This window comes from Lonsdalea iberica (assembly GCF_002111585.1).
GTDB lineage: Bacteria > Pseudomonadota > Gammaproteobacteria > Enterobacterales > Enterobacteriaceae > Lonsdalea > Lonsdalea iberica.
The window spans coordinates 13,519-40,196 of sequence record NZ_LUTP01000012.1; the positions used below are offsets into that span (position 1 = coordinate 13,519).

Here is a 26,678-nt window from a genome sequence, read left to right on the forward strand (position 1 = left end):
ATTCAGGCACCTTTTCCTCGAACGGTCGTTGCACCATGCAATGCACTCCCTTTGTGCAGACGCACAACAAAGAGACATGCTCCGTTCCTTAAAGAACAGCTCGCGTGCACGATTCGGCGGAGAGATGTCATTCCCCCTCCCCCGTGCCTCCGACAAAACAAGGAGCACCGCATACCGGATTAATTAATTTTTCTTAACAATGCCGAGTAACGGGCGCTGTGTTCTTGCTCTTCGTCGGCCGTATTGCAGGCGGAGGAGCCGTACTGAGCAATATCGAGGGAAAATGGCACGGTATATGCTTAACAAATAGGAATCGCACCCACACAGCAGGCTGGCTTAACGCACAATAAGGAAATCAATATGACTGGGAAAAAACCGTTTCATTCCGCTTTTTTTACGCTCAGAAAGGCACTGTATTTCTCCGCCGCACTCGGCGCTCTGGCGAACGCTCCGGCTTTTTCCGCACCGCTGAAAGTCGGCGCCGACCTCACCTATCCTCCCTACAACTATCTTGATAATCATAAGCCTGCCGGGTTCGATGCCGAGTTCATCCAGCTCGTGGCAACAGAACTCAAAACCAAACCTGAGTTTATCGATACCCGCTTCGCTAACCTTATTATGGGGCTGAATACGGGCAAATTCGACGTGGTCGCCTCTTCACTTTACATCACGCCCGAACGCGCCAAACAGCTAGATTTTATTCCCTACGTTAAAACCGGCGGTGTCCTGATCGCGAGAAAAGGCGACCCGTTTCAACCGACGGAACTCGGCATGCTGTGCGGTAAAAAAGTCAGTTCAATCAGCGGGGCGGCATGGGTGTTGAAAATGTCGCAGGGCTCCCAAACGCTGTGTGTGGATAAAGGGCTGAAGCCTATCGATATCCGGGAATTTCCCACCGCGCCAGAAGCCAGTCAAGCCGTGCTGTCGCGCGCGGTAGACGTTCAGTTTGATGATGCGGCGGTGGCTTTTGACGTCGCCAACAAAACCCAAAAGCTGACGGTCAGCAGCGGCATCGTCTATCCCATTCTGATAGGGCTGGGCGTAAAAAAAGGCAACCAGGAGAAATTCAGCAGTCTGAATACCGCCGTCAAGACGGTCATCAAGTCGCCGGAATACCAGCTGTTATTGGAAAAATACAACTTGAAGGCGTACTCCCCCAGCGAAGTGCAAGCAGCGTTAAACGGCACGTTGCAATAGATCATTATCCTTTACGTCCCCACAGGTGAAGAAGCCTGACCGTGCGGGAAGGGGCATCATCAGTCAGGGCAACCTATGCGCCCTGACCAGCCGTGACGGCGCGTGACGGGTAGGACGTCAACGATTCGGCGTCTTCACATTATCGCGAACAGAAAGCACGGCCGTCGTTTTTCATCATGCGTGTTATTCCGGTGAGCAATCCAGATGCATGACCGCTGATGCCAGCGTCAATTTCATCACAGGAAAAACTATGGATTTCGATACTCATTATTTCTTTGAGCTGTTCTCTTATTCTGATTTTTGGCAAGCCACGCTGGTCGTGATTGCGCTGAGCGTCGCCTCCTGGATTGGCGGCAATATTCTGGGCCTTGTGCTGGCGCTGGCGAAACAATCCCATTTCCTGCCGTTGCGGGCGCTCGCCAAAATCTATATCTGGTTTTTCAGAAGCCTGCCGCTGCTGGTGTTGATTATCCTCATCTACAACCTGCCGCAATTTTTTACGTCGACGTCAGATTTTCTGTCATCGCCGTTTATTTCCGGTCTGATCGCGATGGTGTTGTGCGAATCCGCGTTTATCGCCGAGATTTATCGCGGCGGACTGATGTCCGTGCATAAAGGGCAATTGGAAGCGGCGAAGTCCCTCAATATCAATTACGCCGGCATACAAAAACGCATCATTATTCCCCAGGCGATGCGCATCGCGCTTCCCTCGCTGGCAAATGAATTCATCGTCATCGTCAAACTGACCTCGTTGGTGTCCGTCATTTCGCTCGGGGAAATTCTTCTGGTGGGGCAGCGGCTGTATACCCAGAACTTCAAGGTCATCGAAACGCTGCTTGCGGTGTCGTGCTACTACATCTTCATCGTGACCGTCTTTGACCGGCTGGTGACCGCGTTGGAAAAATGGCTCGACACCAGCAGCAGGAAAGCCCGGGGATTGAGCGATCACGAACTCGCCTTGCTACAGGCGCAACCGCCCGCTCCCGCGCCGCAGTCGGCCCGCAAATATGCCAGCGACAAGCACCGCGTGACCCTGGCATTGGAAGGCGTCTGCAAACGCTACGGCAATAAATTGGTGCTGAAAAACATCGATCTGAAGATTAAAAAAGGCGAAGTGATCGCCATCATCGGCCCATCCGGCTCAGGCAAGACCTCGTTAATCCGGACCATGAACGGTCTGGAGTCGCTCGATGCGGGGAAAATCTTGCTGGATGACCAGCCGTTTCTTCACCCCACGGAGAACGGCAGGCCGACGCAGCATTATTACCAGCAGGCAGAGAAAATCGGCATGGTTTTCCAGGGGTTCTATCTCTTCCCGCACATGACCGCGCTGGAGAATGTGATGTTCGCGCCGCTCTACCATCACATCGGCGCCAAAGACGACATTCTGGCTCAGGGGTTAACGCTGCTGAAGAAAGTCGGGCTGCTCGAACACGCCCACAAATACCCCCACCAGCTTTCCGGCGGCCAGCAGCAGCGCGTGGCGATCGCCCGTGCGCTGGCGATGACGCCTTCCATCATGCTGTTTGACGAACCGACGTCAGCGCTGGACCCAGAGCTGGTCGGCGATGTACTGAAAGTCATCGAAGACCTTGCTAACGAGGGGATGACAATGGTGATCGTGACGCACGAAATGTCTTTTGCATTCAAAATTTCCGACCGCATCGTCTTTATGGAAGAGGGAGAGATTCTCGCCGTCGGCTCACCGAATGACATCCTGCATTCCACGGACGAGAGATTAGTGAAATTTCTCCACAATCAGAAGAGTGCACTAACGACACTCGAGCTTTGACGCCAAGAACGATGGACGGGCTGAATTCACCGTAACGGCTGCTTCCCCGCCGTAGACTAAGATTAAGTAACGTGAGGTTTACTATGGCTATCGATATCGTAAGAGATGATGTTATGGACAGAGAAAAAGTTTCGCCGTTCGCTGAATTATCTACGCATTGGACCTTTAGAGATGACAGGAGGAAAGCCATCACGCGGGTCTGGGACCAGTCTGAACAGGAGGTGGTGTCATCTCTGTTTGAAACCCTCCACATACCTGACGATACCGAACATAAGATCCATCAATTGGCCCACAAGCTGGCCTCATCATTGCGCAAAAAGAAAGTCAGTAAAGATCGCGAATCGATGATTCAGAACTTGTTGCAGGAGTACTCGCTATCTTCGCGCGAAGGCGTGGCGCTGATGTGTCTGGCCGAAGCTTTGCTGCGTATCCCGGATGACGATACCCGCGACTTATTGATTCGCGACAAACTCTCGGGCCAGAACTGGAAGTCTCATCTGGGTAAGAACTCATCCCTGTTTATTAACGCGGCGACATGGGGACTGCTTGTTACTGGTTCGGTCGTCAGCTACGGTGACAAACACGCCTTGTCAAACAGCGTGAATACAATTATCGCTACTGCCTCTTCCGCGCTGATCCGTAAGGCGATGGACGTCGCCATGCATGTCATGAGCGAACATTTCGTCACCGGAGAAACCATTTCGCAGGCGTTGCAGTCTATCACGCCCATCGAGAAAGCCGGATTCACCTACACTTTTGATATGTTGGGGGAAGCGGCGCTGACCCAACGAGACGCCGACAACTACGTTCAACGCTGTCAGGACGCACTGCACGCCATCGGCAAACACAGCCGCGGCAAAGGCATTTATGACGGCACGGAATTTTCACTCAAACTCTCCGCACTACATCCTCGTTATACGCTGCACCAGTATCAACGGATGTTTAGCGAACTGTATCCCACGCTGAAGTCACTGGTGCTCCTCGCCAAATCTTATGATGTACCGATCACCATTGATGCCGAAGAGGCCGACCGGCTGGACATCTCGCTGGATTTACTGACCCGTCTGTGTGAAGAGCCGGAACTGCAGTCCTGGGACGGCATCGGCTTTGTGGTCCAGGCCTACCAGAAGCGCTGCTACAGCATGATCGACTACCTGAAGGAGCTGGCTCGTCAGACGCAACGGCGCCTGCGGGTGCGTTTGGTTAAAGGCGCTTACTGGGACAGCGAGATCAAACGCGCACAGGTTGCCGGGCTTGACGCGTATCCGGTGTTTACGCGCAAGGTCTACTCCGACGTCTCGTTTCTGGCCTGCGCGAACGCCCTGCTGTCCGAACCCGAACGGTTCTATCCCCAGTTCGCCACGCACAATGCGCACTCGCTGGCGGCCATCTATTATCTGGCGGGAGAGACTTTTTCACCGCATCAATATGAGTTTCAGTGCCTCCACGGCATGGGCGTTCCGCTCTACCGGGAAGTCGTTGGCGAAGAGCATCTGGATCGCCCCTGCCGTATCTACGCCCCAGTGGGTTCACACGAAACCCTGTTGCCTTACCTGGTTCGCCGGTTACTGGAAAACGGATCCAACAGTTCGTTCGTGAATCAGATCGCGGACCCGAACGTTTCTCTCGACAGCCTGATTGCCAGTCCCGTCGAGACCGTTTCCACGCTGGCGAAAACGGAAAACCAGCTTGGACTGCCACACCCCCGCATCCCGTTGCCCCGGCATATCTACGGCGCATCCCGAGAGAACTCGCGGGGACTGAACCTGTATAGTGAAGCCTGTTTGCATGAGCTGTACACAACCCTGACTTACAGCTCGCAGGAGAAAATTCATGCCCAACCCCTCACGGCGACGAGCTCCCCACTTGGGACGCCGAGCGATATCATCAACCCGGCGAACCCACGCGATATCGTAGGCACCGTCTGCGAAGCGACTGACATCGATGTCGCCCATGCTCTGGCTGACGCGCAACAGGCAACGCGTCAGTGGTCCGCCGTTGCGCCGTCAGACCGTGCGGAAATATTGATCCGCGCCGCCCAATTGATGGAGCAACGTATCGGTGAACTCATCGGCGTGCTGGTCAGGGAGGCCGGAAAAACCTACAGCAACGCCATCGCCGAAGTTCGCGAAGCCGTGGATTTTCTCAACTATTACGCCTTGCAGGTTCAGCAGACATTCAAAAATGAGAGCCACGTACCACTGGGCGTCGTCGTCTGCATCAGCCCCTGGAATTTTCCGCTAGCCATTTTCACCGGCCAGATAGCCGCCGCGCTGGCGACCGGCAATACAGTGATTGCCAAACCGGCCGAGCAAACGCCGCTGATCGCCTACCTCGCTGTGAACATCCTGTATGAAGCCGGTATTCCCAAGGACGTTTTGCAGATGCTGCCGGGACGCGGCGAAACCGTCGGAGAGCCGCTGATCGCCGACGAGAACGTCAAAGGCGTGATGTTTACCGGCTCCACCGCCGTCGCCCTGTCGATCAACCAAAAAATTGCGGGACGCCTGGACGACGCCGGACGCCCGATACCCCTGATTGCGGAGACCGGCGGCATTAATGCCCTGGTTGTCGACTCGTCCGCTCTGCCGGAGCAGGTTATTATCGACTGCATGACCTCCGCGTTTGATAGCGCCGGTCAGCGCTGCTCCGCATTGAGACTGTTGTGTATCCAGAACGACGTTGCCGAGCCGCTGCTCGAAACCTTACGCGGCACGATGGTCGAATATCAGATGGGCAACCCTGAACAGCTTGCCACGGATATCGGTCCGGTCATCGATGAAGAAGCCATGGGCGGAATCCGCGCGCACATCAGCGCGATGCGCGATAAAGGTTTTTCTGTCTTTCAGGCCAGCCACACGGCGATGCGCGACGTCACGGACGAGGCTCAGGGGTATTTCATCACGCCCGCGCTTATCGAAATCAAGGACATCGAAGATTTGAAGAAAGAGGTATTCGGTCCGGTGTTGCATGTACTGCGCTATGACAGCCGCCAGTTGCCGGAGTTGGTGAATAAAATCAACGCATTGGGGTATGGTCTCACCTTCGGCGTTCACTCTCGCATCGACCGCACCATCAATAAAGTGGCGGAGAACATTAAGGTGGGCAATGTGTACATCAACCGTAATGTGGTGGGCGCGGTGGTCGGCGTTCAGCCCTTCGGAGGCGAAGGACTCTCCGGCACCGGTCCTAAGGCCGGCGGGCCGCTGTACCTGTATCGTCTGCTGAGCCAGTGCCCTGCCGATGCCACGCTGCAAGGTTTACGCTACACCGCGGTCACCGGTCCGGAAGCCCTGCCGACGAAGCCCGGCGCCTTTAGCGCCCATATAGCGTTGCAGGCCTGGGCGGAACAGCAGCAAAACAGCGATCTGCTGCACTGTTGCAAAACGTTTAAAGAAAATAGCGCAGGCTATACCGTTAGCGCGCTTCCCGGTCCTACCGGCGAAGATAACGACTACCGGCTTCTGCCTCGGGAACGCGTTTTGGGGCTGGCGCTGAATCCACAGGATTTGCTGATCCAACTCGCCGCCGTCACCAGCGTGGGCGGCAAAATGCTGTGGCCAGACGCCTCCATGAACATTGCCCTCTATGAAAAGCTGCCCGCTGACGTCAAATCGGCCATCGACATCTCGCCAGCCTCGACGCTTTACGAACAGCCCTTCGACGCGGTGATCCATCACGGCAATGCCGTATCGCTACAGAAGGTCTGCACTCAGTTGGCCGCCAGACACGGCCCTATTGTGTCCGTGCAGGGCTTGAGCAGCGGAGACAAGGCCATTCGCCTTGAGCGCCTGCTGATTGAGCGCGCGATCTGCACCAATTCGGCCGCGGCGGGAGGCAATACGCGTCTGATGACGCTTTAAATGAGAAAGGCCAGCTTAGCTGGCCTTTTGCTTCATGGGTGAAGCCCGCTTAGTCGCGGAAATTGTTGAATTGGAAAGGCTGGCCCAGATCCGCGCCGCGCACCAGCGCCATCACGCTTTGCAGATCGTCACGGGACTTGCCGGTCACTCGCACCTGCTCGCCCAGAATCTGCGCCTGAACTTTCAGCTTGCTGTCTTTGATCAGCTTGACCAGCTTCTTCGCCTGAGCCGTCTCGATTCCCTGCTTCAACCCAGCTTCCACGCTGTAAGTTTTACCGCTGTGCTCCAGCTCTTCAGGCACCTCTACCGCGCTGCCTTCGATGCCGCGTTTGGCCAGCTTCTCCCTCAGAATATCCACCAGCTGCTTAACCTGAAAGTCGGATTCGCTCGCCATCTTGATGGTTTGCGCTTTCTCATTCAGATCAAAGCTGGCGGGCACGTTGCGGAAATCCCAGCGGGTGCTCAGCTCGCGTGACGCATTCTCCACCGCATTGCGGACTTCCTGCATATCAATTTCCGAAACAATATCGAAAGATGGCATGATTTATCTCCTGACACAAAAAGGCTGCCGAGCATGATACCTGCTCGCCGGTCATAAGCAAAATGGACGCCGGGATGACACAGACCGCCAACCGCAGGCGGCGAATACGGCGGACAAAACGATGAGCGATGCCTTATCATGTATAAAGTGATGCAGATCACATTTTCATTTCACCCTGGGAGAGAGGCATGAATATTACCGTCCTCGGCTGCGGCGCCATCGGGCAACTTTGGCTCGCCGCGCTTCATCAGCAAGGGCACGACGTACAAGGTTGGCTGCGCATCCCCCGTCCCTTCTGCCCGGTGAATGTGATCACGCTCCACGGAGAACACCGCAACCTGAATATCACCGCCAACGATCCCGAACATCTGGCGCAGAGCGAGCTGTTGCTAGTGACGCTCAAAGCCTGGCAGGTCTCTGACGCCGTCTCCGCTCTCCTGCCGCGCCTGCGTCCGAACTGTACAATCCTGCTACTGCACAACGGCATGGGAACGCTGGAAGAACTTCCGACGTTAACCCAACCGGTGCTGGCCGGTATCACTACCCACGCCGCACGCCGCGATCGCACGGCCGTCACCCATATCGCCGCAGGCACGACCCATATCGGCTACGTCCGTATCGGCGGCGTCAATGACATTGACGACCAGAGCTCGCTGGCGGAACTTTTGCAACAGGCCCTGCCGGACGTGGCCTGGCATAACAATATCATCGCCACCTGCTGGCTGAAGCTGGCCGCCAACTGCGTGATCAACCCGCTGACCGCGCTGTATCGCTGCACCAATGGTGAGCTGGCGTCTCATACGCAGGCATTGACGTCGCTGTGTCAGGAGATAGCGCAGGTCATGGACCGGGAGGGGCTGCACACCTCGACCGAAAGCCTGTTACTCTATATCCATCAGATCATCCACAACACGGCGGCCAATACCTCCTCAATGTCGCAGGATATATTGGCGCAGCGGCACACCGAGATTGATTACATTACCGGCTACCTGCTGAAACGCGGACGAGCTCACGGCTTAACGCTGCCGGAGAACCGCCGCCTGTTCGAACAGATTAAGCAAAAGGAGAGTGAATATGAGCGCATCGGTACTGGTTTGCCTGGCCCCTGGTAGCGAGGAAATCGAAGCGGTCACCACGATTGACCTGCTGGTCAGAGCGGGGATTCAGGTGACGACCGCCAGCGTCGCCGGCGATGGCGACCTGAACATCACCTGCTCGCGCGGCGTCCGTATTCTTGCGGAGGTCCCGCTGGTGGCCGTGGCTGACCGGGCCTTCGACGCGGTGGTCTTGCCGGGCGGACTGGAAGGAGCCGAGTGCTTTCGCGATAGCCCGCTGCTCATCGAGCGCCTGCGCCAGACGCACCAGGAGGGCAATATCGTCGCCGCGATCTGCGCGTCCCCCGCCGTGGTGCTGGAGTATCATCAGTTATTTCCGGTAGGGAATATGACCGGCTATCCGGGACTGAAATCGCAAATCCCGGAAGAGAAATGGCTCGACAAACGCGTCGCCTTCGACCCGCGCGTCAACCTGCTGACCAGCCAGGGGCCGGGCACCAGCATCGACTTCGCCCTGAAACTGATTGACCTGCTCCTCGGCAAGGCAAAGGCGGCCGAGGTAGCCGCTCAGCTAGTGCTCCCCCCGGGCATCTACAATTATCAGGACTGACTTTCATGCATTAAAAAAGGCGCTTCAGCGCCTTTTTTTACCTACATCGCTTAGCCCGATCAGGGGCGATAGACCTTCACATTGTTGAAGCCCTGTTCGAGCAGATATAGCGCCTGAAGACGGCTCATCACGCCGCGCTCGCAGTAGAGCAAATAGGTTTTGCTCTGGTCTAGATCGCCAAATTGGGTCGCCAGCTTATAGAACGGCAGCGACTGAATGTCGACCTGCTCCAGCGTCAGCGGATGATCATCCTGTTCGTCCGGCGAACGGATATCCAGCAGGATGTCGTTGGCAGCGAACGCGTCCACCGTTTCGACTTCCACCACTTCCTGCGTGGTCTGCTCGGCAATTTCACGAATATCCAGATTACGCGCTTCGCTCACGACGCGATCGAGAATATCGAAGTCGAAGCGGCTCTCTTCGTGCTCGATTTTAGCTTTAACCGCTTTGACCGTCGGACTCTTGGAAATCACGCCGCAATACTCTGGCATGGTCTTGGCAAAGTCTTCCGTGCCCAGCTGACGCGCCATATTGATGATATGTTCTTTATCGTGCGAGATCAGCGGACGCAAAATAAGCGTATCTGTCGCGTTGTCGATCATACGCAGATTGGTGAGCGTTTGGCTGGACACCTGTCCCAGCGCTTCGCCGGTCACCAGCGCCTGTACGCCATAGCGTTCAGCCACTTTCGATGCCGCACGAACCATCATGCGTTTCAGCACAACGCCCATCTGACCGTCGTCGACTTTCTCAAGAATTTCGCCCACCACCGGTTCAAAATCGACGGCGACGAAACGAACGCGATGTGAGCTGCCGAACCGGTTCCACAAATAGTGAGCCACCTGCTTAACACCGATTTCATGCGCGGCGCCGCCCAGATTGAAGAAGCAATAGTGCACGCGACAACCGCGACGCATCAGCATGTAGCTGGACACGCCGGAGTCGAAGCCGCCCGAAATCAGCGACAGAACATCTTCTTGCGTGCCGATCGGGTAGCCGCCAATCCCTTCGTAGCGGCCTTTAATCAGCAGCAGGCGATCCTGTTCGATTTCCAGATGCACGGTCACCTGCGGCGAGGTCAAATTGACGCGCGCGCTCTCAATGTGCTGGTTCAGACCGCCGCCGACGTAGCGTTCAACGTCCTGAGAGCTGAAGTCATGCTTTCCGCGCCGTTTGACCCGCACGCAGAAGGTTTTGCCTTCCACCTGATCGCGGTACATGGCCAGCGTTTGCTCGAAGATATTGTGCAAATCGGTGTAGTCGTGCTCTTCCACTTCGAGGACGTGGTGAATCCCCGGGATACGCGTCAGGGCATCGCGTATAATGGCGCGCTGACCTTCGTCCTGAGCACGAACTTCGATATGATCCCAGTGACGGACAACCGCCAGCGTTTCATCATACTGTTTTAAAACGTTTCGGATGTTCCCTGTGAGGATTTTAATAAAGCGCAACCGCACAGATTGGCTTTTGATGGTGATTTCCGGGAACAATTTAATGATAAACTTCATGGTGGCTGTCGTTACTTGATCGTAAAGGCGTAAACAATTTTACCCTAAGGCTAAAATCACGTTATCGGTAATATCGACGTTGCTCCGGCGGTCTTACCAATAGCATCCAGGGCGCGGAGTATATCACTTAATTGCGGCATACGGCGCGTCTTAACCGCACAAATGCACGATGCGGAACAACGAGCCACAGCCCCCTTATGCGCTTCGATACGTAGGAATAGGACCCAAAACCGACTATGCCGAAAAAAAACGAATCATCCGTGAGTTTCGAAAGTTCGCTGAGCGAGCTGGAACAGATTGTCGCCCGCCTCGAGTCGGGAGAACTGCCGTTGGAAGAGGCGCTACAGGCGTTTGAACAAGGGATTCAGCTGGCACGACAAGGCCAGTTAAAGTTGCAGCAGGCGGAGCAGCGCGTGCAAATTTTGCTTAGCGATGAACCTGAAGCGGCCTTGACACCTTTTACCCCGGACAACGAGTAGCCACGCCATGACAGAATTCTTTGAGCAACTGCGTGCCCACCACCAGCGCACGGACGCCACGCTGAGCCAGTTTATCGCCGACCTGCCATTTCAGAATACTCCGCTGGTTGACGCCATGAACTATGGGGCATTACTGGGGGGTAAACGGCTACGTCCGTTTCTGGTCTATACGACCGGACAACTTTTCGGCCTGAAGCTGGAAAGTCTGGATGCGCCAGCGGCGGCCGTCGAGTGTATACACGCCTACTCATTGATTCACGACGACCTGCCTGCCATGGACAATGACGATCTGCGCCGCGGGCAGCCGACCTGCCACATTCGGTTCGGCGAAGCCAGCGCGATCCTGGCTGGTGACGCGCTGCAAACGCTGGCGTTTTCGATTTTGGCGGATGCGCCGATGCCGCAGGTCGGCGACCGCGACCGTCTGGCGATGGTCTCCGAGCTGGCGCAGGCCAGCGGCGTCGCGGGCATGTGCGGCGGGCAGTCGCTGGATTTGGTCGCCGAAGGGCATCAGGTCGATTTAGCCTCGCTGCAACAGATTCACAGTCACAAAACCGGAGCGCTGATCCGGGCCGCCATACGGATGGGCGCTTTGGCCGCAGGCGAAGCGGGCCGACAGGCATTGCCCTATCTCGACCGTTACGCAGCCGCCATCGGATTAGCTTTTCAGGTACAGGATGACATTCTGGATGTCATCGGCAACAGTGCCACCACGGGCAAACGCCAGGGAGCCGATCAGCAGTTGGGTAAAAGCACCTACCCGGGGCTGTTGGGGTTGGACAAGGCGAAAGACAAGGCGCAGCGCCTCTATCAGGACTCTCTGGAGGCGCTGGACGATCTGGTCAAAGTCAGTTCCCCTACGCTGGACGTTTCACCGCTACGGGCGCTGGCGAGTTACATCGTTGAACGCGATAAATAATTCCAACATAAGACACCGCTAAATGAGTATCCGATGACCCTTGATATAGCGAAATACCCCACGCTGGCGCTGGTAGAAACCCCGGATGAACTGCGCCTGCTGCCCAAAGAAAGTCTGCCGAAACTGTGCGATGAGCTTCGGCAATACCTGTTGGACAGCGTCAGCCGTTCAAGCGGGCATTTTGCCTCCGGTCTCGGTACGGTAGAACTGACGGTGGCTCTGCACTACGTCTACAACACGCCGTTTGATCACGTGATCTGGGACGTGGGCCATCAGGCCTATCCACACAAAATCCTGACCGGCCGACGCGAGCGTATTGCCACTATCCGGCAGAAAGGCGGCCTGCACCCGTTTCCCTGGCGCGAAGAGAGCGAGTTCGATGTGCTAAGCGTCGGCCACTCCTCTACGTCCATCAGCGCCGGTATCGGCATGGCCGTCGCCGCCGACCGTGAAGGATTGGGGCGGCGCACCGTGTGCGTGATCGGCGACGGCGCCATCACCGCCGGGATGGCGTTTGAAGCCATGAACCATGCGGGCGATATCGACCCGGATATGCTGGTGGTCCTGAACGACAACGAGATGTCTATCTCCGAAAATGTGGGCGCCCTGAACAACCATCTGGCACAGTTACTGTCCGGCAAGCTGTATTCCACGCTGCGCGAAGGCGGCAAAAAAGTGCTGTCCGGCATGCCCCCCATCAAAGAGCTGGTTCGCCGCACCGAAGAGCATCTCAAGGCGATGGTCGTGCCCGGCACGCTGTTCGAGGAACTCGGCTTTAACTACATCGGACCCATCGACGGTCACGACGTCAACGTCCTGACGCAGACGCTGAAAAACATGCGTAGTCTGAAAGGGCCGCAGCTGCTGCACATCATGACCAAGAAAGGACGTGGCTATGCCCCTGCTGAACAGGATCCTATCAGCTGGCACGCCGTGCCCAAGTTCGATCCGGCCAGCGGTATGCTTCCGAAGAGCAAGGAAGCGCTCCCGACCTACTCCAAAATCTTCGGCCAGTGGCTGACGGAAACCGCCGCGGGCGACAGTAAGCTGATGGCGATCACCCCAGCCATGCGCGAAGGCTCCGGGATGGTCGAGTTCTCCCGCCAATATCCCAAACAGTATTTTGATGTGGCGATCGCCGAACAGCATGCCGTTACTTTTGCCGCCGGACTGGCGATTGGCGGCTACAAGCCGGTCGTCGCGATCTACTCCACCTTCTTGCAGCGGGCCTACGATCAGGTCATTCACGACGTCGCCATTCAAAAGCTGCCGGTACTGTTCGCCATCGACCGCGGCGGCATTGTCGGTGCCGACGGGCCGACGCATCAGGGCGCGTTCGACCTCTCATTCCTGCGCTGTATCCCTAATATGGTGATCATGGCGCCGAGCGACGAGAACGAGTGTCGCCTCATGCTGCACACCGGCTATCACTATCAGGATGGACCAGTCGCCGTTCGCTATCCGCGCGGCAGCGGTCTGGGCGTAGAACTAACGCCGCTGGAGTCCATTGCTATCGGCAAAGGCATTGTGCGTCGCGAAGGCGAAAAGCTGGCTATTCTCAACTTCGGGACGCTGCTGCCTGAAGCGCGTGAGGCGGCGGAAAACCTGAATGCGACGCTGGTCGATATGCGTTTTGTCAAACCGTTGGATGTCGAGTTGCTGGGCAGGTTAACGGCAAACCACGACGCGCTGGTAACGCTGGAAGAAAATGCAGTGATGGGGGGAGCCGGCAGCGGCGTGAACGAATGGGTGATGGCGAATCGCCGCCCCGTTTCGGTGCTGAATCTGGGCCTGCCGGACCGCTTTATTTCTCAGGGATCACAGCAGGAAATCCGCGTCGATTTGGGACTGGATGCGGCAGGCATTGAACAACGCATTCGGGAATGGCTGGCCTGATCTCAGACTCCCCGCCGACGCGGCAGCGTCAGGCAGGGAGCCGGCACAGAAGCGATAAGGCGAGATGAACTACATGCGCTCGTGGTGGCGCAGACTTACCACGGCAGAAAGTGGCCCAACAGGTAGATCAGAGCCGCCGCCACAACGCCTGCAATGACATCGTCCACCATGATCCCCATTCCGCCATGCACATTTCGGTCGAACCAGCGAATGGGCCATGGCTTCCAGATATCAAGAAGACGAAAAAGCAAAAAACCAGCCGCCACCCATCGCCAATGCATTGACGGCACGGCCATCAGCGTAATCCACATCCCCACGAATTCGTCCCACACGATACTGCCGTGATCGTGAACACCGATGTCTTTCGCGGTACGCTGACACAGGTAAACGCCGATGCCAATGCTGAGCATGACCAATAGTGAGTAGAGCTGCCACGGCAACAGAATCATCAGATACCACAGCGGGATCGCCGCCAATGATCCTACCGTCCCCGGCATCCAGGGTGAGAGTCCGCTGCCCAGCCCGGTCGCCAGAAAGTGCCACGGGTTCAACATTCGCAAGCGGTTTTCGCCTCACGCGAGCCTTTATCTTCACCCACCAAAGTGGTCATAGCCTTTGAGATCGATGTCGACAGATTCGCCGTGTTGGAAGAAGCGCAGCCCTTCGGCCGCCGGACATATCTGTCCGATGCAGGTGTAGCGCACGCCAAGGTGGCTGAGCGCCATATCCAACGCGCCGCGATTTAGCTCGGGCACGGTGAAGCAAAGCTCATAGTCCTCTCCCCCGCTTAACGCCCAGCGTCTGGCGCAATCGGCATCCACCGACTGCTGCAGCGCTTCGGAGTACGGCAGCCTATCCAGATTGATGTGCGCGCCGCATTCGCTGGCGGTAAGGATATGGCGGAGATCGGAAGCCAGACCGTCGGACAGGTCGATGGCGGAATGAGCCAGGCCGCGTAGCGCCTGCCCTTGCAGGATGCGCGGCTGAGGCCGCAGATGACGTTGCAGCAGGTAGCGGCGCCGTTCGTCGTCCTCGACCTGTAGGCGATCCTGCAAAATAGCCAGGCCCGCAGCGCTGTCGCCCAACGACCCGGTCACGTAGATCCAGTCGCCGACATGCACGCCATCGCGCCGCAGGGCGCGTCCGGCGGGGACCAATCCCTGAATCGTCATGGTGATACTGAGCGGACCGCGGGTGGTGTCGCCACCCACCAGCTGCATGTCGTAGTAATCAATCAGTTCGAACAGGCTGTCGCTATAGGTCTCCAGCCAGCCGTTGTCGATAGACGGCAGCGTCAAGGCGAGGGATAACCATGCCGGGTCGGCGCCCATCGCGGCAAGATCGCTTAGATTGACGGCCAAAGATTTGTAGGCCAGGTCCGCCGGATTGATATCCGGCAGGAAATGTACGCCGGCAACCAGCGTGTCGGTACTGACCGCCAGCTGCGTTTTATCAGCCACCGTCAGCAGCGCGCAGTCGTCTCCGATGCCCAGTTCAACGTCCCGGCGCGTTGTTCTCACCCGGTCAAAATAACGGGCAATCAGATCGAATTCACCAGCAACCATATCTCGTCCAGGCCGTCCCGAAGTTCAAACTTTCGGGACGGGTAATCCGGTCCCGAATGACTTATTTCTTACGCAGGCGTGGGGCCGCTTTATCCAACACGCCGTTGACAAATTTGTGGCTGTCTTCAGCGCCGAACACTTTAGCCAGTTCGATGGCTTCGTTGATGGCCACTTTATACGGCACATCGTCACGTCGGCTCAGTTCGAAAACCGCCAGACGCAGAATCGCTTTTTCCACCTGACCCAGTTCTTCCAGCTTGCGGGACAAGTATGGCGTCATCAACTCATCCATACGGTCGGCCTGCGTCGCCACCCCGGTCAACAGCTCGCGGAAATAGGTGATGTCAACGCCTTTGACATCCTGCTCGCTCAGGAATTGTAGTTCAACATCGGCAATATCGTTTTTAGATAACTGCCAGGAATAAAGCGCTTGAACCGCACATTCACGGGCGCGGCGACGAGCAGCAGGTTTCACGGAAATACCCCTTACTTAATCAGGCTTACTTGATAGCGTGTAATACATTAATCATTTCAAGCGCGGTCAACGCAGCTTCTGCGCCTTTATTACCCGCTTTGGTGCCGGCGCGTTCGATAGCCTGCTCAATGCTTTCCGTCGTCAGTACGCCGAAAGCCACGGGAATGTCGCTGTTCATGGCAACCTGCGACAAACCTGAGCTGCATTCGCCAGCCACAAATTCAAAATGGGCTGTCCCACCACGGATCACCGTTCCCAGCGCCACCACGGCATCGTAACCGCCGTTTTGAGTGCTTTGGGTCAACGCGCGTACCGCTAGCGGTAGTTCGTAGGCTCCCGGCACCCATACCACGGTGATGTTCTCTTCTTTCACCTGGCCGATGCGTTTCAGAGCATCAACGGCGCCTTCTAACAGGCTGTCGTTGATGAAATGGTTGAAGCGGGCAATTGCAATCGCCACGCGGGCATTAGGAGTAGCAACAACACCTTCAATAACGTTCATAGCTTTCCTTTGACTGGTTTAAGTGCCCCGCAGGGGGGCGGATTCTATCATATTCTTCCGGCGTCGTGTCCGGTTTTGTCAGCCGATATTTTGTACAACGCGACGCCCGTACCACGGCCTCAGGACTGCGGTTTGAGGGTCAGACGCAGATCGGGACCGACCTGCGCCACGTGGGACAGCGTAAACTCCGGCGCCTGGGACAATTGGGACAATCCCGGCAAGGCGCAAAGAGGACGCGCCGCCTCTCCCAGCAGTTTCGGCGCGAGATAAAGCAGCACTTCGTCCACCACGTTGGCGCGCAGCAACGCTCCAGCGAGCCGTGCACCTGCTTCGACCCACACCGAGTTAATCTCGCGTTTGCCCAGCATCATCATCAGCGCCACCAGATCGATCCCCTCGCCCTGCAATGGCAGCGCCAGTTGTTCGACGGAAGACGGCCAGGCTTGCGCATCGGCCTTCTGGCGCGCCAGCCAGGTTGAGCCGGGCTGCTGGATCAGGCGGTGACGAAACGTGACCCTCTCCTGACTGTCGACGACCACCCGTACGGGCTGACGTAGCTGGTCCTGCGGATAGACGCGCTGCGTATCCGGATCAAGCTCCTCCCAGCGCACGGTCAAAGAGGGGTCATCAGCCAGCACGGTCGCACTACTGCTCAGGATGGCGGCACTTTCGGCGCGAAACCGCTGCACGTCCTGACGCGCTTGCGGCGACGTGATCCACTGGCTTTCGCCGGAAGCCATTGCCGTGCGGCCATCCAGAGACGCCGCCATTTTGAGCTGTACGTAAGGCAGTCCGGTGCGCATGCGCTTGAGAAAGCCGCGATTGAGCTGTTCCGCCTCCGCTGCCATTACGCCGTAACTGACATCAATGCCGGCCTGATGCAATCGCGTCAGCCCGCGTCCAGCCACCTGTGGATTTGGATCCTGCATAGCGGCCACCACCCGCTTCACGCCAGCGGCGATCAGCGCATCCGCGCAGGGCGGCGTCCGCCCATGATGGCTACAGGGTTCCAGCGTGACATAGGCCGTTGCGCCATGCGCGCGGTCGCCGGCCATGCTCAACGCGTCAACTTCCGCATGGGGACCGCCCGCCTTCTGGTGATAGCCTTCGCCGACGATCTCGCCGTCGCGGGCGATCACACAGCCTACGTTGGGATTGGGCGCGGTGGTAAAACGCCCGCGGCGCGCGAGTTCCAGCGCCCGTGCCATATAAAACTCATCCGACGGTAATGTCATTCCCAGCCTCTCTTTTCAGCGCCGCCTGCGCGGCATGACGGAGTTAATCCTGTAGACGGGCGATCTCTTCCCCGAATTCACGGATATCTTCAAAGCTGCGGTAAACCGAGGCGAAACGGATGTAGGCAACCTTATCCAGCTTTTTCAGCGCATCCATCACCAGATTTCCCAGCATCTTCGCGGTAACTTCCCGTTCTCCGGTGGCTCGCAGCTGCGATTTGATATGGTTAATCGCCATCTCCACGTCATCGGAGCTCACCGGCCGTTTTTCCAGTGCTTTCTGCATACCACTGCGCAGTTTGTCCTCATTGAAGGGCTCCCGCACATCGTTGCTTTTGACGATACGAGGCATCACGAGCTCCGCCACTTCGAAGGTGGTGAAACGTTCGTTGCAGACCAGACACTGGCGACGACGACGTACCTGTGCTCCCTCACTAACTAGCCGGGAATCAATCACTTTGGTATCAACTGCAGAACAAAATGGGCAATGCATAACCTTTCCCGCTCCCTCCGTTTATCATGAGAATAGTTTACCCTGAATTCCGCGCCTAACCCAGCCTCCATATGGCGCGACGCAGCCACATGCGCCCTCCAGACATCGGTTTAGATTGGGTTGAGGATTGATCTGCTAAGTTGTGACTCCGCATAATGGCGCTGGCCGTTTATGGCCTTCGCCTGAGCTGAAACTGGCCTCTCGACCGCACGATCGCGTCGTCTGGGATGGCATCGACTACCGGAGAAATTTAATGGAACCCGAACCCCACCCTGCGCAGGCAGGACTTCTTCGGTAAGGCAGCCCCCCGCTTTTCTCACTGCCTTACCGACCGATAAGTAAGGCAGTGACGTTCAGATATCGTCCCTGCTAATTTTAAAAACCGATGCGCCGGCGAATGCCCCCTGCGCGTCAGCACGCCGCGACGTCACTCCGTCGTGGCGGAGGGACTGTTATGCTATTTACACGCCTCACCCGGCAATGGCTCACCCAAATTAGCCGCCATCTGCCTTCTCGTTTGTTTCATCGCGCGCCCATGCCGGACGGCCAGGCGAATGCGATTCCGGAGCGTCTCGCCCGTCAGTGTCATCACTACGCCTGGCAGAGTGAAGAAGCGCTCTACCAGGCTTTTGACAGCCATCCCGAAGGGCTGATGCCCAATGAAGTCCGCCAGGCACGACTAACCTACGGCGGAAATCAGATCCCCGGCGAACAGGCCGCGCCCTGGTGGCTGCATTTATGGCGCTGCTATCGCAACCCTTTCAATCTATTGCTGACGCTGCTGGCGCTGATTTCCTACGCAACGGAAGATCTGACCGCGGCACTGGTCATCGGGCTGATGGTGCTGATCTCGACGCTGCTGCACTTTATTCAGGAAGCACGTTCGGGAAAAGCCGCGGATACGCTGAAGGCGATGGTCAGCAATACCGCCACCGTGCTGCGATGCGATGATCAGACCGGACGCAGCGAATATCAGGAAATCCCGATGGATCAGTTGGTGCCGGGCGACATCGTCAAGCTGGCGGCCGGCAACATGATCCCGGCCGACCTGCGCGTGTTGCAGGCGCGCGATCTGTTCATCAGTCAGGCATCGCTGACCGGCGAGTCTCTGCCCGTCGAAAAAGTCGCGCAAAGCCGCCTTACGAAAAACGCCCCGGCACTGGAAAGCGACACGCTGTGCTTCATGGGCACTAACGTTATTAGCGGTACGGCGCAGGCGATAGTTATCGGCACCGGCGCCAACACCTGGTTTGGCCAATTAGCAGACCGAGTCACGAATCAGCCCGATCAGGAAAACGCCTTTCAGAAGGGCATCAGCCGGGTCAGTTGGCTGCTGATCCGCTTTATGATGGTCATGACGCCCATCGTGCTGGTCATCAACGGCTACACCAAAGGCGACTGGTGGGAAGCGGCGCTGTTCGCGCTGTCGGTCGCCGTCGGCCTGACGCCGGAAATGCTGCCCATGATCGTCACCTCAACGCTGGCGAAAGGCGCGGTAAAACTCTCTCGCCAGAAAGTGATCGTCAAACGCCTGGACGCCATTCAGAACTTCGGCGCGATGAATATTTTGTGCACCGATAAGACCGGCACGCTAACGCAGGATCGCATTGCGCTGGAAAGTCATACCGATGCGTTCGGACGCTGCAGCCAGAAGGTGCTGCACCTGGCGTGGTTGAATAGCGCGCATCAAACCGGGCTGCGCAATCTGCTCGATCAGGCCGTGCTGGACGGCATTTCAGATAAAGAGCAGCACGACGCCCTCGCCCGCTGGCGCAAGGTAGATGAGATCCCCTTCGACTTCGAACGCCGCCGGATGTCGGTCGTCGTCACCGAAAACGATCGGGAGCATTGGCTGATTTGTAAAGGCGCGCTGGAAGAAATACTGAGCGTGTGTTCCTCCATACGCATCGGCGAAGAAACCATGGCGCTGGATGAGGATCGGTTGCTGCGGATCCGCCACCTCACCGACGATTGGAATCGCCAAGGCCTGCGCGTCGTGGCCGTCGCCAGCAAGATGGTCGACGCCGAGCCGCGGGATTATGCCCGCGCGGATGAATCGGACCTGATTCTGGAAGGCTACATCGCCTTTCTCGATCCGCCGAAAGAGAGCACGGCGCCCGCGTTGAAAGCGCTGAACAACAGTGGGATCGCGGTCAAAATCTTAACCGGAGACAGTGAACTCGTGGCCGCCAAGGTCTGTCGCGATGTCGGCATCGACTGTTCACAGACGCTGCTCGGCAGCCGCCTCGACGAAATGACCGACGAGGAACTGTCGACTCAGGCGGAGACCACCACGCTGTTCGCGCGGCTGACGCCGATGCACAAAGAGCGAATTGTGCGTCTGCTGCGGGCGCAGGGCCATGTCGTGGGCTTTATGGGCGACGGCATTAACGATGCCCCTGCTCTGCGGGCCGCGGACATTGGCATCTCCGTCGACTCCGCGGTGGATATCGCCCGGGAAGCCGCCGATATCATCTTGCTGGAAAAAAGCCTGATGGTGCTGGAGCAAGGGGTGATCGAAGGACGTAGAACCTTCGTCAACATGCTGAAATACATCAAGATGACCGCCAGCTCGAACTTTGGCAACGTGTTCAGCGTTCTGATCGCCAGCGCGTTTCTCCCGTTCCTGCCCATGCTGCCGCTGCATCTGCTGATCCAGAACCTGATGTACGATATTTCGCAGATCGCCATTCCGTTCGATAACGTGGACGATGAGCAAATACGCCGCCCGCAGCGCTGGAATGCCGGTGATATCGGTCGCTTCATGGTGTTCTTCGGCCCGATCAGCTCTATTTTCGACGTGATGACGTTCGCTTTAATGTGGTGGATCTTCCAGGCCAACGCCCCAGAGGTGCAGACTCTGTTCCAGTCCGGCTGGTTCATTGAAGGGCTGCTTTCGCAGACGCTGATCGTGCATATGATCCGCACCCGTAAAATTCCATTTATCCAGAGCCGTCCGTCATGGCCATTGGCGATGATGACGCTGCTGATCATGGCGACGGGGATCGCGCTGATATTCTCACCCTTGGCCGGGTTCCTGGAACTACAACCGCTGCCTCTGAGCTATTTCCCGTGGCTCATCGCCATTCTTTGCGGCTACATGATGCTGACGCAGGCGATGAAAGGCTTCTTCGCTCGCCGCTACGGCTGGCAATAAACGATCTTTTCAACGGTTGCGCCCCTTCCTGCGGGCGCAGCCTCCCCTCACTTCTCCCATTTGGGCTTGCCACCGGCTGCCAGTGCCCCGTTTTCGTGCCACATCCGCTATTATCTGTTGCAGAATACTTAACCGGCGACGGCGCTTCCCTGCCTTCAGGGGGACGCGCCGTTCCTCAAGGAGACTCCTTCATGACCGTTCGTTTCCGTCTGCTTACCCTGCTGCCGCCCCTAATCGCGCTGGCAGGCTGCGCCCATCAGCAACCGTTGCCTCAGGTGCAGCAGGAGATCAGTCAGTTGAACCAGCGCTTGCAGACACTGGCTGAACAGGCCGTGGCGCTCGAGCGCCAGAACACCCTCAACGCGCACTCCAGCGCGGGCGTATACTTGCTGCCGGCAGCAAAGAACTATGCGCTGGTGGACAGCGCGATCGGTCGACTGAGCGTCTCTCTCAGCCATGTTTCGCAGGAAGCCAGCGGGACATACGGCCAGTTGCATATCCGACTGATCGATGGCGGAACGCTACCCAATTTCCGCGCGCATGTAGATTGGGGCGAACTGGACGCATCGGGAAAGCCGCAGACCGATGGCGCGCAGACCCAATCCTTCGCCGTAGCGCAAACGCTGGTCCCCAAATGGGAAGCCGCGATCGCGCTGCGCCTGACCGGCCTCTCCCCCGAACAGCTGGGCTTTATTCGCCTGTATGATATCGAGAAGGTCGCCGCCCCTGCGCCACAGACGGACCACCTTTCTGCACCCGCGCGCTGACGAATAGCGCTGGCGAGCGTGGGCAGCGCTTCCCCCGCCTTTCGCTCACGCGCCGTGGCGCAGGCCAAAAAAAACCCGCCGTAGCTGGCGGGTTTTTGCGGCTCGCAAAAAGAGGACGTTTACGGTAACAGCGACGGCTGGTCCGCGCCTTCTTTCTCGACCTTTTGCTGAATCATGTGCTCGCGCTTCATACCCAGCTTCAGCGCCAGTGCGGACGCAACGTAAATCGAAGACACCGTACCGATAGATACGCCGATCAGCATCGCCAGCGAGAAGCCCGACAGCATCGCGCCACCGAAGATATACAACATCAGCACCACCACCAGCGTAGTGGCGGACGTCATGATGGTACGGCTCAGCGTCTGCGTCAGCGACACGTTCATGATCTCATACGGCGTACCGCGGCGGATCTTACGGAAGTTCTCACGAATACGGTCGGAGACCACGATACTATCGTTCAGCGAGTAGCCGATGACCGACATCAGCGAGGCCACAATCGTCAGATCGATCTCGATCTGAAACAGCGACAGCACGCCCAACGTGATGATGACGTCATGCGCCAGCGCGATAACCGCCCCCAGCGCCAACCGCCATTCGAAACGGAAACCAACGTAGATCAGGATGCAGATCAGCGCCGCCAGCAACGCCATGCCGCCCGCCTGCGCCAGATCGTTACCGACGCTTGGTCCGACGAACTCGATGCGTTTTACTTCGCCGTGCTGGGAAGTGCTCTGGTTAATCACGTTCAGCACCTGATTGCCCAGCTCTTGCCCGGAGTTGCCGACGTTCGGCGACATGCGCACCATCACGTCACGGCTGCTGCCGAAGTTCTGAACCAGCGGATCGGCAAAGCCGGCTTTCTCCAGCGCCTGGCGCATTTCGTCCAGATCGCCCGGTTTTTCCAGGTGAATTTCAATCACCGTACCACCGGTGAAATCCAGTCCCCAGTTGAAGCCGCGGGCACCGATCAGCACCAGCGAAATCACCAGCAAAATCCCCGAGATCAGGAACGCCAGATTGTCCCAGCGCATAAAGTCGATGACTTTACGGCCGTAGTTGAGTTGCTCTACAGTATATTCCTGTGCCACAACGCACTCCTCAGATAGACAGCTTGTTAATGCGTTTACCGCCGTAAAGCAGGTTCACGATGGCACGGGTACCGACAATCGCCGTAAACATCGAGGTTGCAACCCCGATCGTCGTGGTGATGGCAAAGCCTTTGATCGAGCCGGTACCGACCGCATACAGGATCACGGCGGTGATCAGGGTCGTCACGTTAGCATCCACGATACTGGAGAACGCGCCTTTGTAACCCTCATGAATCGCCTGTTGCACCGTTCGACCGTTTTTCAGCTCTTCCTTGATACGTTCGTTTATCAACACGTTCGCATCAACCGCCACCGCCAGCGTCAGCACGATACCGGCAATCCCCGGCATGGTGAGCGTCGCGCCAGGCAGCAGGGACATAATCCCGACAATCAGCACCAGGTTAGCGATAAGCGCCGTGGTCGCGATAATCCCGAATTTACGGTAGTAGACCACCATGAACACGATGGACGCGATCAACCCCCACAGGCAGGCTTCCAGCCCCTGAGTGATGTTCTGCATCCCCAGCGTCGGGCCAATAGTCCGCTCTTCGACGATCTGAATCGGCGCAATCAGCGCACCGGCGCGCAGCAGTAACGACAGCTGACGAGCTTCGTTCGGATTGTTGATGCCGGTGATACGGAAGCTGTTACCCAAGCGAGACTGAATGGTCGCGACGTTGATGACCTCTTCCTGTTTCTCCAGAATTGAGCGGCCGTTGGCGTCTTTCTTACCGCTGTCCTTATATTCCACGAACAGCGTCGCCATCAGCTTGCCAATGTTGTCCTTGGTGAAGTTGGACATGATATTGCCGCCGGCGCTGTCCAGAGAAATATTGACCTGAGGACGGTTATATTCGTCGGAGCTGGACGTGGAGTCGGTGATGTGGTCGCCGGTCAGGATCACGCGCTTGTACAGCACGACAGGACCGCCTTCGCGCATCTGTTTGACTTCCGAATCACCCGGTACGCGGCCGCTGGCTGCCGCCGTGGAATCCGCATTAGCATTGACCAGACGGAACTCCAACGTCGCCGTCGCGCCCAAAATTTCTTTCGCGCGCGCCGTATCCTGAATCCCCGGCAGTTCTACAACGATACGATCGGCGCCCTGACGCTGCACTAACGGCTCCGCCACGCCCAGCTGGTTCACACGATTACGCAGAATGTTGATGTTCTGCTGGACCGCATACTCGCGTGCTTCGCTCAGTCGCGCATCGCTCATGACCGCACGCAGCGTCGCATCGCCATTGGCATTGATCACCAGATCGCGATGACGGGATGTCAGATAGCTGACGCCCTGATCGCGAGTCTGACCATCGCGGAATCGAATGTCGACGCCGTAGTTATCACTCTTGCGGACGGACGCGTAGGGAATGTTTTTCTCGCGCAGATCGCTGCGCAGGGAGTCCATGGTTTGCTCCTGCAGCTTGCCCAGCGCGGTATCCATATCCACTTCCATCAGGAAGTGCACGCCGCCGCGCAGGTCTAGCCCAAGCTTCATGGGTTCAGCGCCCAACACTCTCAGCCATTGCGGAGTGGCGGGAGCCAGGTTGAGCGCAACGACAAACTTGTCGCCCAGCTCGCCGAGCAGCGCTTCACGGGCGCGGAGCTGTACGTCAGGGTTGGAGAAACGAGCCAGTATCGCGCCGTTTTCAAGCGCAATCGACTTGCTGGAGAGATTCTGTTCTTTTAAGACATTCTGGACCTGGACCAGCGTAGACTCACTGGCGGCGGCACCCCGCGCGCCAGTGATCTGAATCGCCGGATCCTCACCATATAGGTTAGGAAGCGCATACAGCAGACCGACAAGAACAGCCGCGATCAGCATGATGTACTTCCACAAAGGATAACGATTTAACACGGTAGTTCCCTTTGGGAAAAGGCGAAAAATTACAGGGCTTTCATCGTACCCTTCGGCAGCACGGAGGCGACGAAATCACGTTTGATCACGACTTCGTTGTTTTCGTTCAGTTCGATGGCGATGTAGCCATTCTCGGAGACTTTGGTCACACGACCGACTAGGCCGCCGTTAGTCAGCACTTCATCCCCTTTGCTGATGGAATCCATCAATTTTTGTGTTCCTTGGCGCGCTTTTGCTGAGGACGCAGGATCATGAAGTAAAAAATCAGACCGAACACGACCAGCATGATGATCAGAGAGTAAGGGCTTCCCTGCGCCGGAGCCCCCGCTGTTGCTGCAACGGCATCGGAAATGAAAAGACTCATGTAAGTTTCCTCTTTATAAAAACGAAAAAGTGATCAAACCAAATAACGTCAAGGGAGCGACGTCCGCCGCCGCCCTCATACTGCTTATACTGCTTATACTGCGTCAATCGCCGGCGGAACCGGCTTGCCAAGACGCTGGTAGAATTCGGCGACAAAGTCATCCAATTCACCGTCTTCGATAGCCTGGCGTAAACCTGCCATCAGCCGCTGATAATAGCGCAAATTATGGATGGTATTGAGACGCGCGCCGAGTATTTCGTTACAACGATCAAGATGATGCAGATAAGCACGGCTGTAATGGCGGCATGTATAGCAATCACATTCGGCATCCAGCGGCGCGGTATCATCCTTATGCTTGGCGTTGCGAATTTTCACCACGCCATCAGTCACAAACAGGTGACCATTGCGGGCGTTGCGGGTCGGCATCACACAGTCGAACATGTCTACGCCACGTCGCACACCTTCCACCAAGTCTTCCGGCTTACCCACGCCCATCAGGTAACGAGGTTTATCTTCCGGAAGCTGAGGGCAGACGTGTTCCAGAATGCGATGCATGTCCGCTTTTGGCTCACCGACCGCCAGGCCGCCCACAGCGTACCCATCAAAACCAATGTCTACCAGCCCTTTTACCGACACATCTCGTAAATCTTCGTAAACGCTGCCCTGCACGATGCCGAACAACGCATTGCCGTTGCCTAGCTCGTCGAAGCGCTGACGACAACGCTTCGCCCAGCGTAGCGACATCTCCATCGAACGTTTAGCGTAGTCCCAGTCGGCAGGATACGGCGTACATTCGTCAAAAATCATCACGACGTCCGATCCCAGGTCGTGCTGGATTTCCATCGATTTTTCCGGGCTAAGGAAGATCGCATCCCCATTGATCGGGTTTCGGAAATGAACGCCTTCTTCGGTGATCTTGCGGATATCGCCCAGACTAAACACCTGAAAACCGCCGGAATCAGTCAATATCGGCCCCTGCCACTGCATGAAGTCGTGCAGGTCGCCGTGCAGTTTCATGATCTCCTGCCCCGGACGCAGCCACAGGTGGAACGTGTTGCCCAGAATGATCTGCGCGCCCGTCTCTTTCACTTCTTCCGGCGTCATACCTTTGACCGTGCCGTAAGTCCCCACCGGCATAAAAGCCGGGGTCTCTACCACGCCACGCTCAAACACCAGTCGTCCGCGGCGGGCACGACCATCAGTCGTAAACAATTCGTACTTCACTTAACCTCCAGCACCAGAGAAACAGTCTGATGTCGTTATTGATTGCCTATAAAAGTTGCTGCTGGCGGCATTCGCCGCCGATGATAATCG

The 26,678-nt window shown here is 57.1% G+C and carries 21 protein-coding genes and 1 pseudogene; 10 read left to right on the plus strand and 12 right to left on the minus strand.

Features of this window, described 5'->3' with window-relative positions; all coding sequences use genetic code 11:
* Positions 1 to 360: 360 nt before the first annotated feature.
* The 3 genes from AU511_RS06515 (at position 361) to putA (ending at position 6,852) form a co-directional block, all read left to right on the plus strand.
* Positions 361 to 1,197: an ABC transporter substrate-binding protein gene (locus AU511_RS06515; protein ID WP_094109169.1), complete on the plus strand. Its 837-nt coding sequence runs from the start codon at positions 361 to 363 to the stop codon at positions 1,195 to 1,197.
* Positions 1,198 to 1,447: 250 nt separating this feature from the next.
* Complete coding sequence (locus AU511_RS17875; RefSeq protein WP_094101076.1) at positions 1,448 to 2,989, plus strand: amino acid ABC transporter permease/ATP-binding protein; 1,542 nt, start codon at positions 1,448 to 1,450, stop codon at positions 2,987 to 2,989.
* 113 nt (positions 2,990 to 3,102) lie between these two features.
* Positions 3,103 to 6,852 carry a trifunctional transcriptional regulator/proline dehydrogenase/L-glutamate gamma-semialdehyde dehydrogenase gene (gene putA, locus AU511_RS06525; protein ID WP_240503778.1) on the plus strand — a complete coding sequence of 1,250 codons (3,750 nt, stop codon included), beginning with the start codon at positions 3,103 to 3,105 and terminating at the stop codon, positions 6,850 to 6,852.
* Positions 6,853 to 6,901: 49 nt separating this feature from the next.
* Here the strand turns inward: putA and AU511_RS06530 are convergent, their stop codons facing one another.
* The gene (locus tag AU511_RS06530) at positions 6,902 to 7,393 is read right to left on the minus strand and encodes a YajQ family cyclic di-GMP-binding protein (protein WP_094109171.1); all 492 of its coding nucleotides are present in this window, start codon (positions 7,391 to 7,393) and stop codon (positions 6,902 to 6,904) included.
* 188 nt (positions 7,394 to 7,581) lie between these two features.
* On the opposite strand from AU511_RS06530, the gene panE reads away from it, so the two are divergent.
* Together panE and yajL are read left to right on the plus strand one after the other, a co-directional pair.
* On the plus strand, positions 7,582 to 8,505 hold the full coding sequence (panE, locus tag AU511_RS06535) for a 2-dehydropantoate 2-reductase (RefSeq protein WP_094109172.1): 924 nt from the start codon (positions 7,582 to 7,584) through the stop codon (positions 8,503 to 8,505).
* The gene (yajL, locus tag AU511_RS06540) at positions 8,468 to 9,058 is read left to right on the plus strand and encodes a protein deglycase YajL (protein ID WP_094109173.1); all 591 of its coding nucleotides are present in this window, start codon (positions 8,468 to 8,470) and stop codon (positions 9,056 to 9,058) included. Before panE ends, yajL begins: the two co-directional genes overlap by 38 nt.
* A gap of 59 nt (positions 9,059 to 9,117) precedes the next feature.
* Here the strand turns inward: yajL and thiI are convergent, their stop codons facing one another.
* Positions 9,118 to 10,566 carry a tRNA uracil 4-sulfurtransferase ThiI gene (thiI, locus tag AU511_RS06545; RefSeq protein WP_094109174.1) on the minus strand — a complete coding sequence of 483 codons (1,449 nt, stop codon included), beginning with the start codon at positions 10,564 to 10,566 and terminating at the stop codon, positions 9,118 to 9,120.
* A gap of 236 nt (positions 10,567 to 10,802) precedes the next feature.
* Here thiI and xseB point away from each other — a divergent pair, with 236 nt between their 5' ends.
* The 3 genes from xseB to dxs are packed head-to-tail and all read left to right on the plus strand — an operon-like array spanning position 10,803 to position 13,860.
* Positions 10,803 to 11,045, plus strand: a complete 243-nt coding sequence (gene xseB / locus AU511_RS06550; protein WP_094101071.1) for an exodeoxyribonuclease VII small subunit — start codon at positions 10,803 to 10,805, stop codon at positions 11,043 to 11,045.
* Positions 11,046 to 11,052: 7 nt separating this feature from the next.
* Entirely contained in the window at positions 11,053 to 11,964 is a 912-nt protein-coding gene (gene ispA, locus AU511_RS06555) for a (2E,6E)-farnesyl diphosphate synthase (RefSeq protein ID WP_094109175.1), read from the plus strand.
* A gap of 33 nt (positions 11,965 to 11,997) precedes the next feature.
* On the plus strand, positions 11,998 to 13,860 hold the full coding sequence (dxs, locus tag AU511_RS06560) for a 1-deoxy-D-xylulose-5-phosphate synthase (protein WP_094101069.1): 1,863 nt from the start codon (positions 11,998 to 12,000) through the stop codon (positions 13,858 to 13,860).
* Between the two features lie 95 nt (positions 13,861 to 13,955).
* Here the strand turns inward: dxs and pgpA are convergent, their stop codons facing one another.
* The 6 genes from pgpA to nrdR form a co-directional block, all read right to left on the minus strand.
* Positions 13,956 to 14,414: a phosphatidylglycerophosphatase A gene (gene pgpA, locus AU511_RS06565; protein ID WP_100059649.1), complete on the minus strand. Its 459-nt coding sequence runs from the start codon at positions 14,412 to 14,414 to the stop codon at positions 13,956 to 13,958.
* Positions 14,415 to 14,450: 36 nt separating this feature from the next.
* Positions 14,451 to 15,425 (minus strand): thiamine-phosphate kinase, encoded by a 975-nt coding sequence (thiL, locus tag AU511_RS06570; RefSeq protein WP_094109176.1) that lies wholly within the window; start codon positions 15,423 to 15,425, stop codon positions 14,451 to 14,453.
* A 61-nt stretch (positions 15,426 to 15,486) separates the two neighbouring features.
* Entirely contained in the window at positions 15,487 to 15,900 is a 414-nt protein-coding gene (gene nusB, locus AU511_RS06575) for a transcription antitermination factor NusB (RefSeq protein WP_094101066.1), read from the minus strand.
* A gap of 25 nt (positions 15,901 to 15,925) precedes the next feature.
* A complete protein-coding gene (gene ribH, locus AU511_RS06580) occupies positions 15,926 to 16,402 on the minus strand; it encodes a 6,7-dimethyl-8-ribityllumazine synthase (RefSeq protein WP_094101065.1) in 477 nt (158 codons plus the stop codon).
* A gap of 119 nt (positions 16,403 to 16,521) precedes the next feature.
* A complete protein-coding gene (ribD, locus tag AU511_RS06585) occupies positions 16,522 to 17,637 on the minus strand; it encodes a bifunctional diaminohydroxyphosphoribosylaminopyrimidine deaminase/5-amino-6-(5-phosphoribosylamino)uracil reductase RibD (protein WP_094109177.1) in 1,116 nt (371 codons plus the stop codon).
* 43 nt (positions 17,638 to 17,680) lie between these two features.
* Positions 17,681 to 18,130: a transcriptional regulator NrdR gene (nrdR, locus tag AU511_RS06590; protein ID WP_094101063.1), complete on the minus strand. Its 450-nt coding sequence runs from the start codon at positions 18,128 to 18,130 to the stop codon at positions 17,681 to 17,683.
* Positions 18,131 to 18,584: 454 nt separating this feature from the next.
* On the opposite strand from nrdR, the gene mgtA reads away from it, so the two are divergent.
* Both mgtA and AU511_RS06600 read left to right on the plus strand, forming a co-directional pair.
* Positions 18,585 to 21,287, plus strand: coding sequence for a magnesium-translocating P-type ATPase (mgtA, locus tag AU511_RS06595; RefSeq protein WP_094109178.1), 2,703 nt, complete (start codon positions 18,585 to 18,587; stop codon positions 21,285 to 21,287).
* Between the two features lie 191 nt (positions 21,288 to 21,478).
* A complete protein-coding gene (locus AU511_RS06600; protein WP_094109179.1) occupies positions 21,479 to 22,054 on the plus strand; it encodes a SadB/YajI family lipoprotein in 576 nt (191 codons plus the stop codon).
* A 119-nt stretch (positions 22,055 to 22,173) separates the two neighbouring features.
* Here the strand turns inward: AU511_RS06600 and secF are convergent, their stop codons facing one another.
* From secF to tgt, 4 genes and pseudogenes are all read right to left on the minus strand, one after another.
* Positions 22,174 to 23,142 carry a protein translocase subunit SecF gene (gene secF, locus AU511_RS06605; protein WP_027063691.1) on the minus strand — a complete coding sequence of 323 codons (969 nt, stop codon included), beginning with the start codon at positions 23,140 to 23,142 and terminating at the stop codon, positions 22,174 to 22,176.
* 10 nt (positions 23,143 to 23,152) lie between these two features.
* Positions 23,153 to 25,000, minus strand: coding sequence for a protein translocase subunit SecD (gene secD, locus AU511_RS06610; RefSeq protein ID WP_094109180.1), 1,848 nt, complete (start codon positions 24,998 to 25,000; stop codon positions 23,153 to 23,155).
* Positions 25,001 to 25,029: 29 nt separating this feature from the next.
* A pseudogene (gene yajC / locus AU511_RS06615) lies at positions 25,030 to 25,364 on the minus strand (preprotein translocase subunit YajC).
* A 93-nt stretch (positions 25,365 to 25,457) separates the two neighbouring features.
* Positions 25,458 to 26,588: a tRNA guanosine(34) transglycosylase Tgt gene (gene tgt, locus AU511_RS06620; protein ID WP_094101059.1), complete on the minus strand. Its 1,131-nt coding sequence runs from the start codon at positions 26,586 to 26,588 to the stop codon at positions 25,458 to 25,460.
* Between the last annotated feature and the right edge of the window lie 90 nt (positions 26,589 to 26,678).

What these genes read in the sequence shown, in the direction of transcription:
- AU511_RS06515 (WP_094109169.1), top strand. Translation starts at nt 361, where the DNA reads ATGACTGGGAAAAAACCGTTTCATTCCGCTTTTTTTACGCTCAGAAAG.
- AU511_RS17875 (WP_094101076.1), top strand. Translation starts at nt 1,448, where the DNA reads ATGGATTTCGATACTCATTATTTCTTTGAGCTGTTCTCTTATTCTGAT.
- putA (WP_240503778.1), top strand. Translation starts at nt 3,103, where the DNA reads ATGGACAGAGAAAAAGTTTCGCCGTTCGCTGAATTATCTACGCATTGG.
- AU511_RS06530 (WP_094109171.1), bottom strand. Translation starts at nt 7,393, where the DNA reads ATGCCATCTTTCGATATTGTTTCGGAAATTGATATGCAGGAAGTCCGC.
- panE (WP_094109172.1), top strand. Translation starts at nt 7,582, where the DNA reads ATGAATATTACCGTCCTCGGCTGCGGCGCCATCGGGCAACTTTGGCTC.
- yajL (WP_094109173.1), top strand. Translation starts at nt 8,468, where the DNA reads ATGAGCGCATCGGTACTGGTTTGCCTGGCCCCTGGTAGCGAGGAAATC.
- thiI (WP_094109174.1), bottom strand. Translation starts at nt 10,566, where the DNA reads ATGAAGTTTATCATTAAATTGTTCCCGGAAATCACCATCAAAAGCCAA.
- xseB (WP_094101071.1), top strand. Translation starts at nt 10,803, where the DNA reads ATGCCGAAAAAAAACGAATCATCCGTGAGTTTCGAAAGTTCGCTGAGC.
- ispA (WP_094109175.1), top strand. Translation starts at nt 11,053, where the DNA reads ATGACAGAATTCTTTGAGCAACTGCGTGCCCACCACCAGCGCACGGAC.
- dxs (WP_094101069.1), top strand. Translation starts at nt 11,998, where the DNA reads ATGACCCTTGATATAGCGAAATACCCCACGCTGGCGCTGGTAGAAACC.
- pgpA (WP_100059649.1), bottom strand. Translation starts at nt 14,414, where the DNA reads ATGTTGAACCCGTGGCACTTTCTGGCGACCGGGCTGGGCAGCGGACTC.
- thiL (WP_094109176.1), bottom strand. Translation starts at nt 15,425, where the DNA reads ATGGTTGCTGGTGAATTCGATCTGATTGCCCGTTATTTTGACCGGGTG.
- ribH (WP_094101065.1), bottom strand. Translation starts at nt 16,402, where the DNA reads ATGAACGTTATTGAAGGTGTTGTTGCTACTCCTAATGCCCGCGTGGCG.
- ribD (WP_094109177.1), bottom strand. Translation starts at nt 17,637, where the DNA reads ATGACATTACCGTCGGATGAGTTTTATATGGCACGGGCGCTGGAACTC.
- nrdR (WP_094101063.1), bottom strand. Translation starts at nt 18,130, where the DNA reads ATGCATTGCCCATTTTGTTCTGCAGTTGATACCAAAGTGATTGATTCC.
- mgtA (WP_094109178.1), top strand. Translation starts at nt 18,585, where the DNA reads ATGCTATTTACACGCCTCACCCGGCAATGGCTCACCCAAATTAGCCGC.
- AU511_RS06600 (WP_094109179.1), top strand. Translation starts at nt 21,479, where the DNA reads ATGACCGTTCGTTTCCGTCTGCTTACCCTGCTGCCGCCCCTAATCGCG.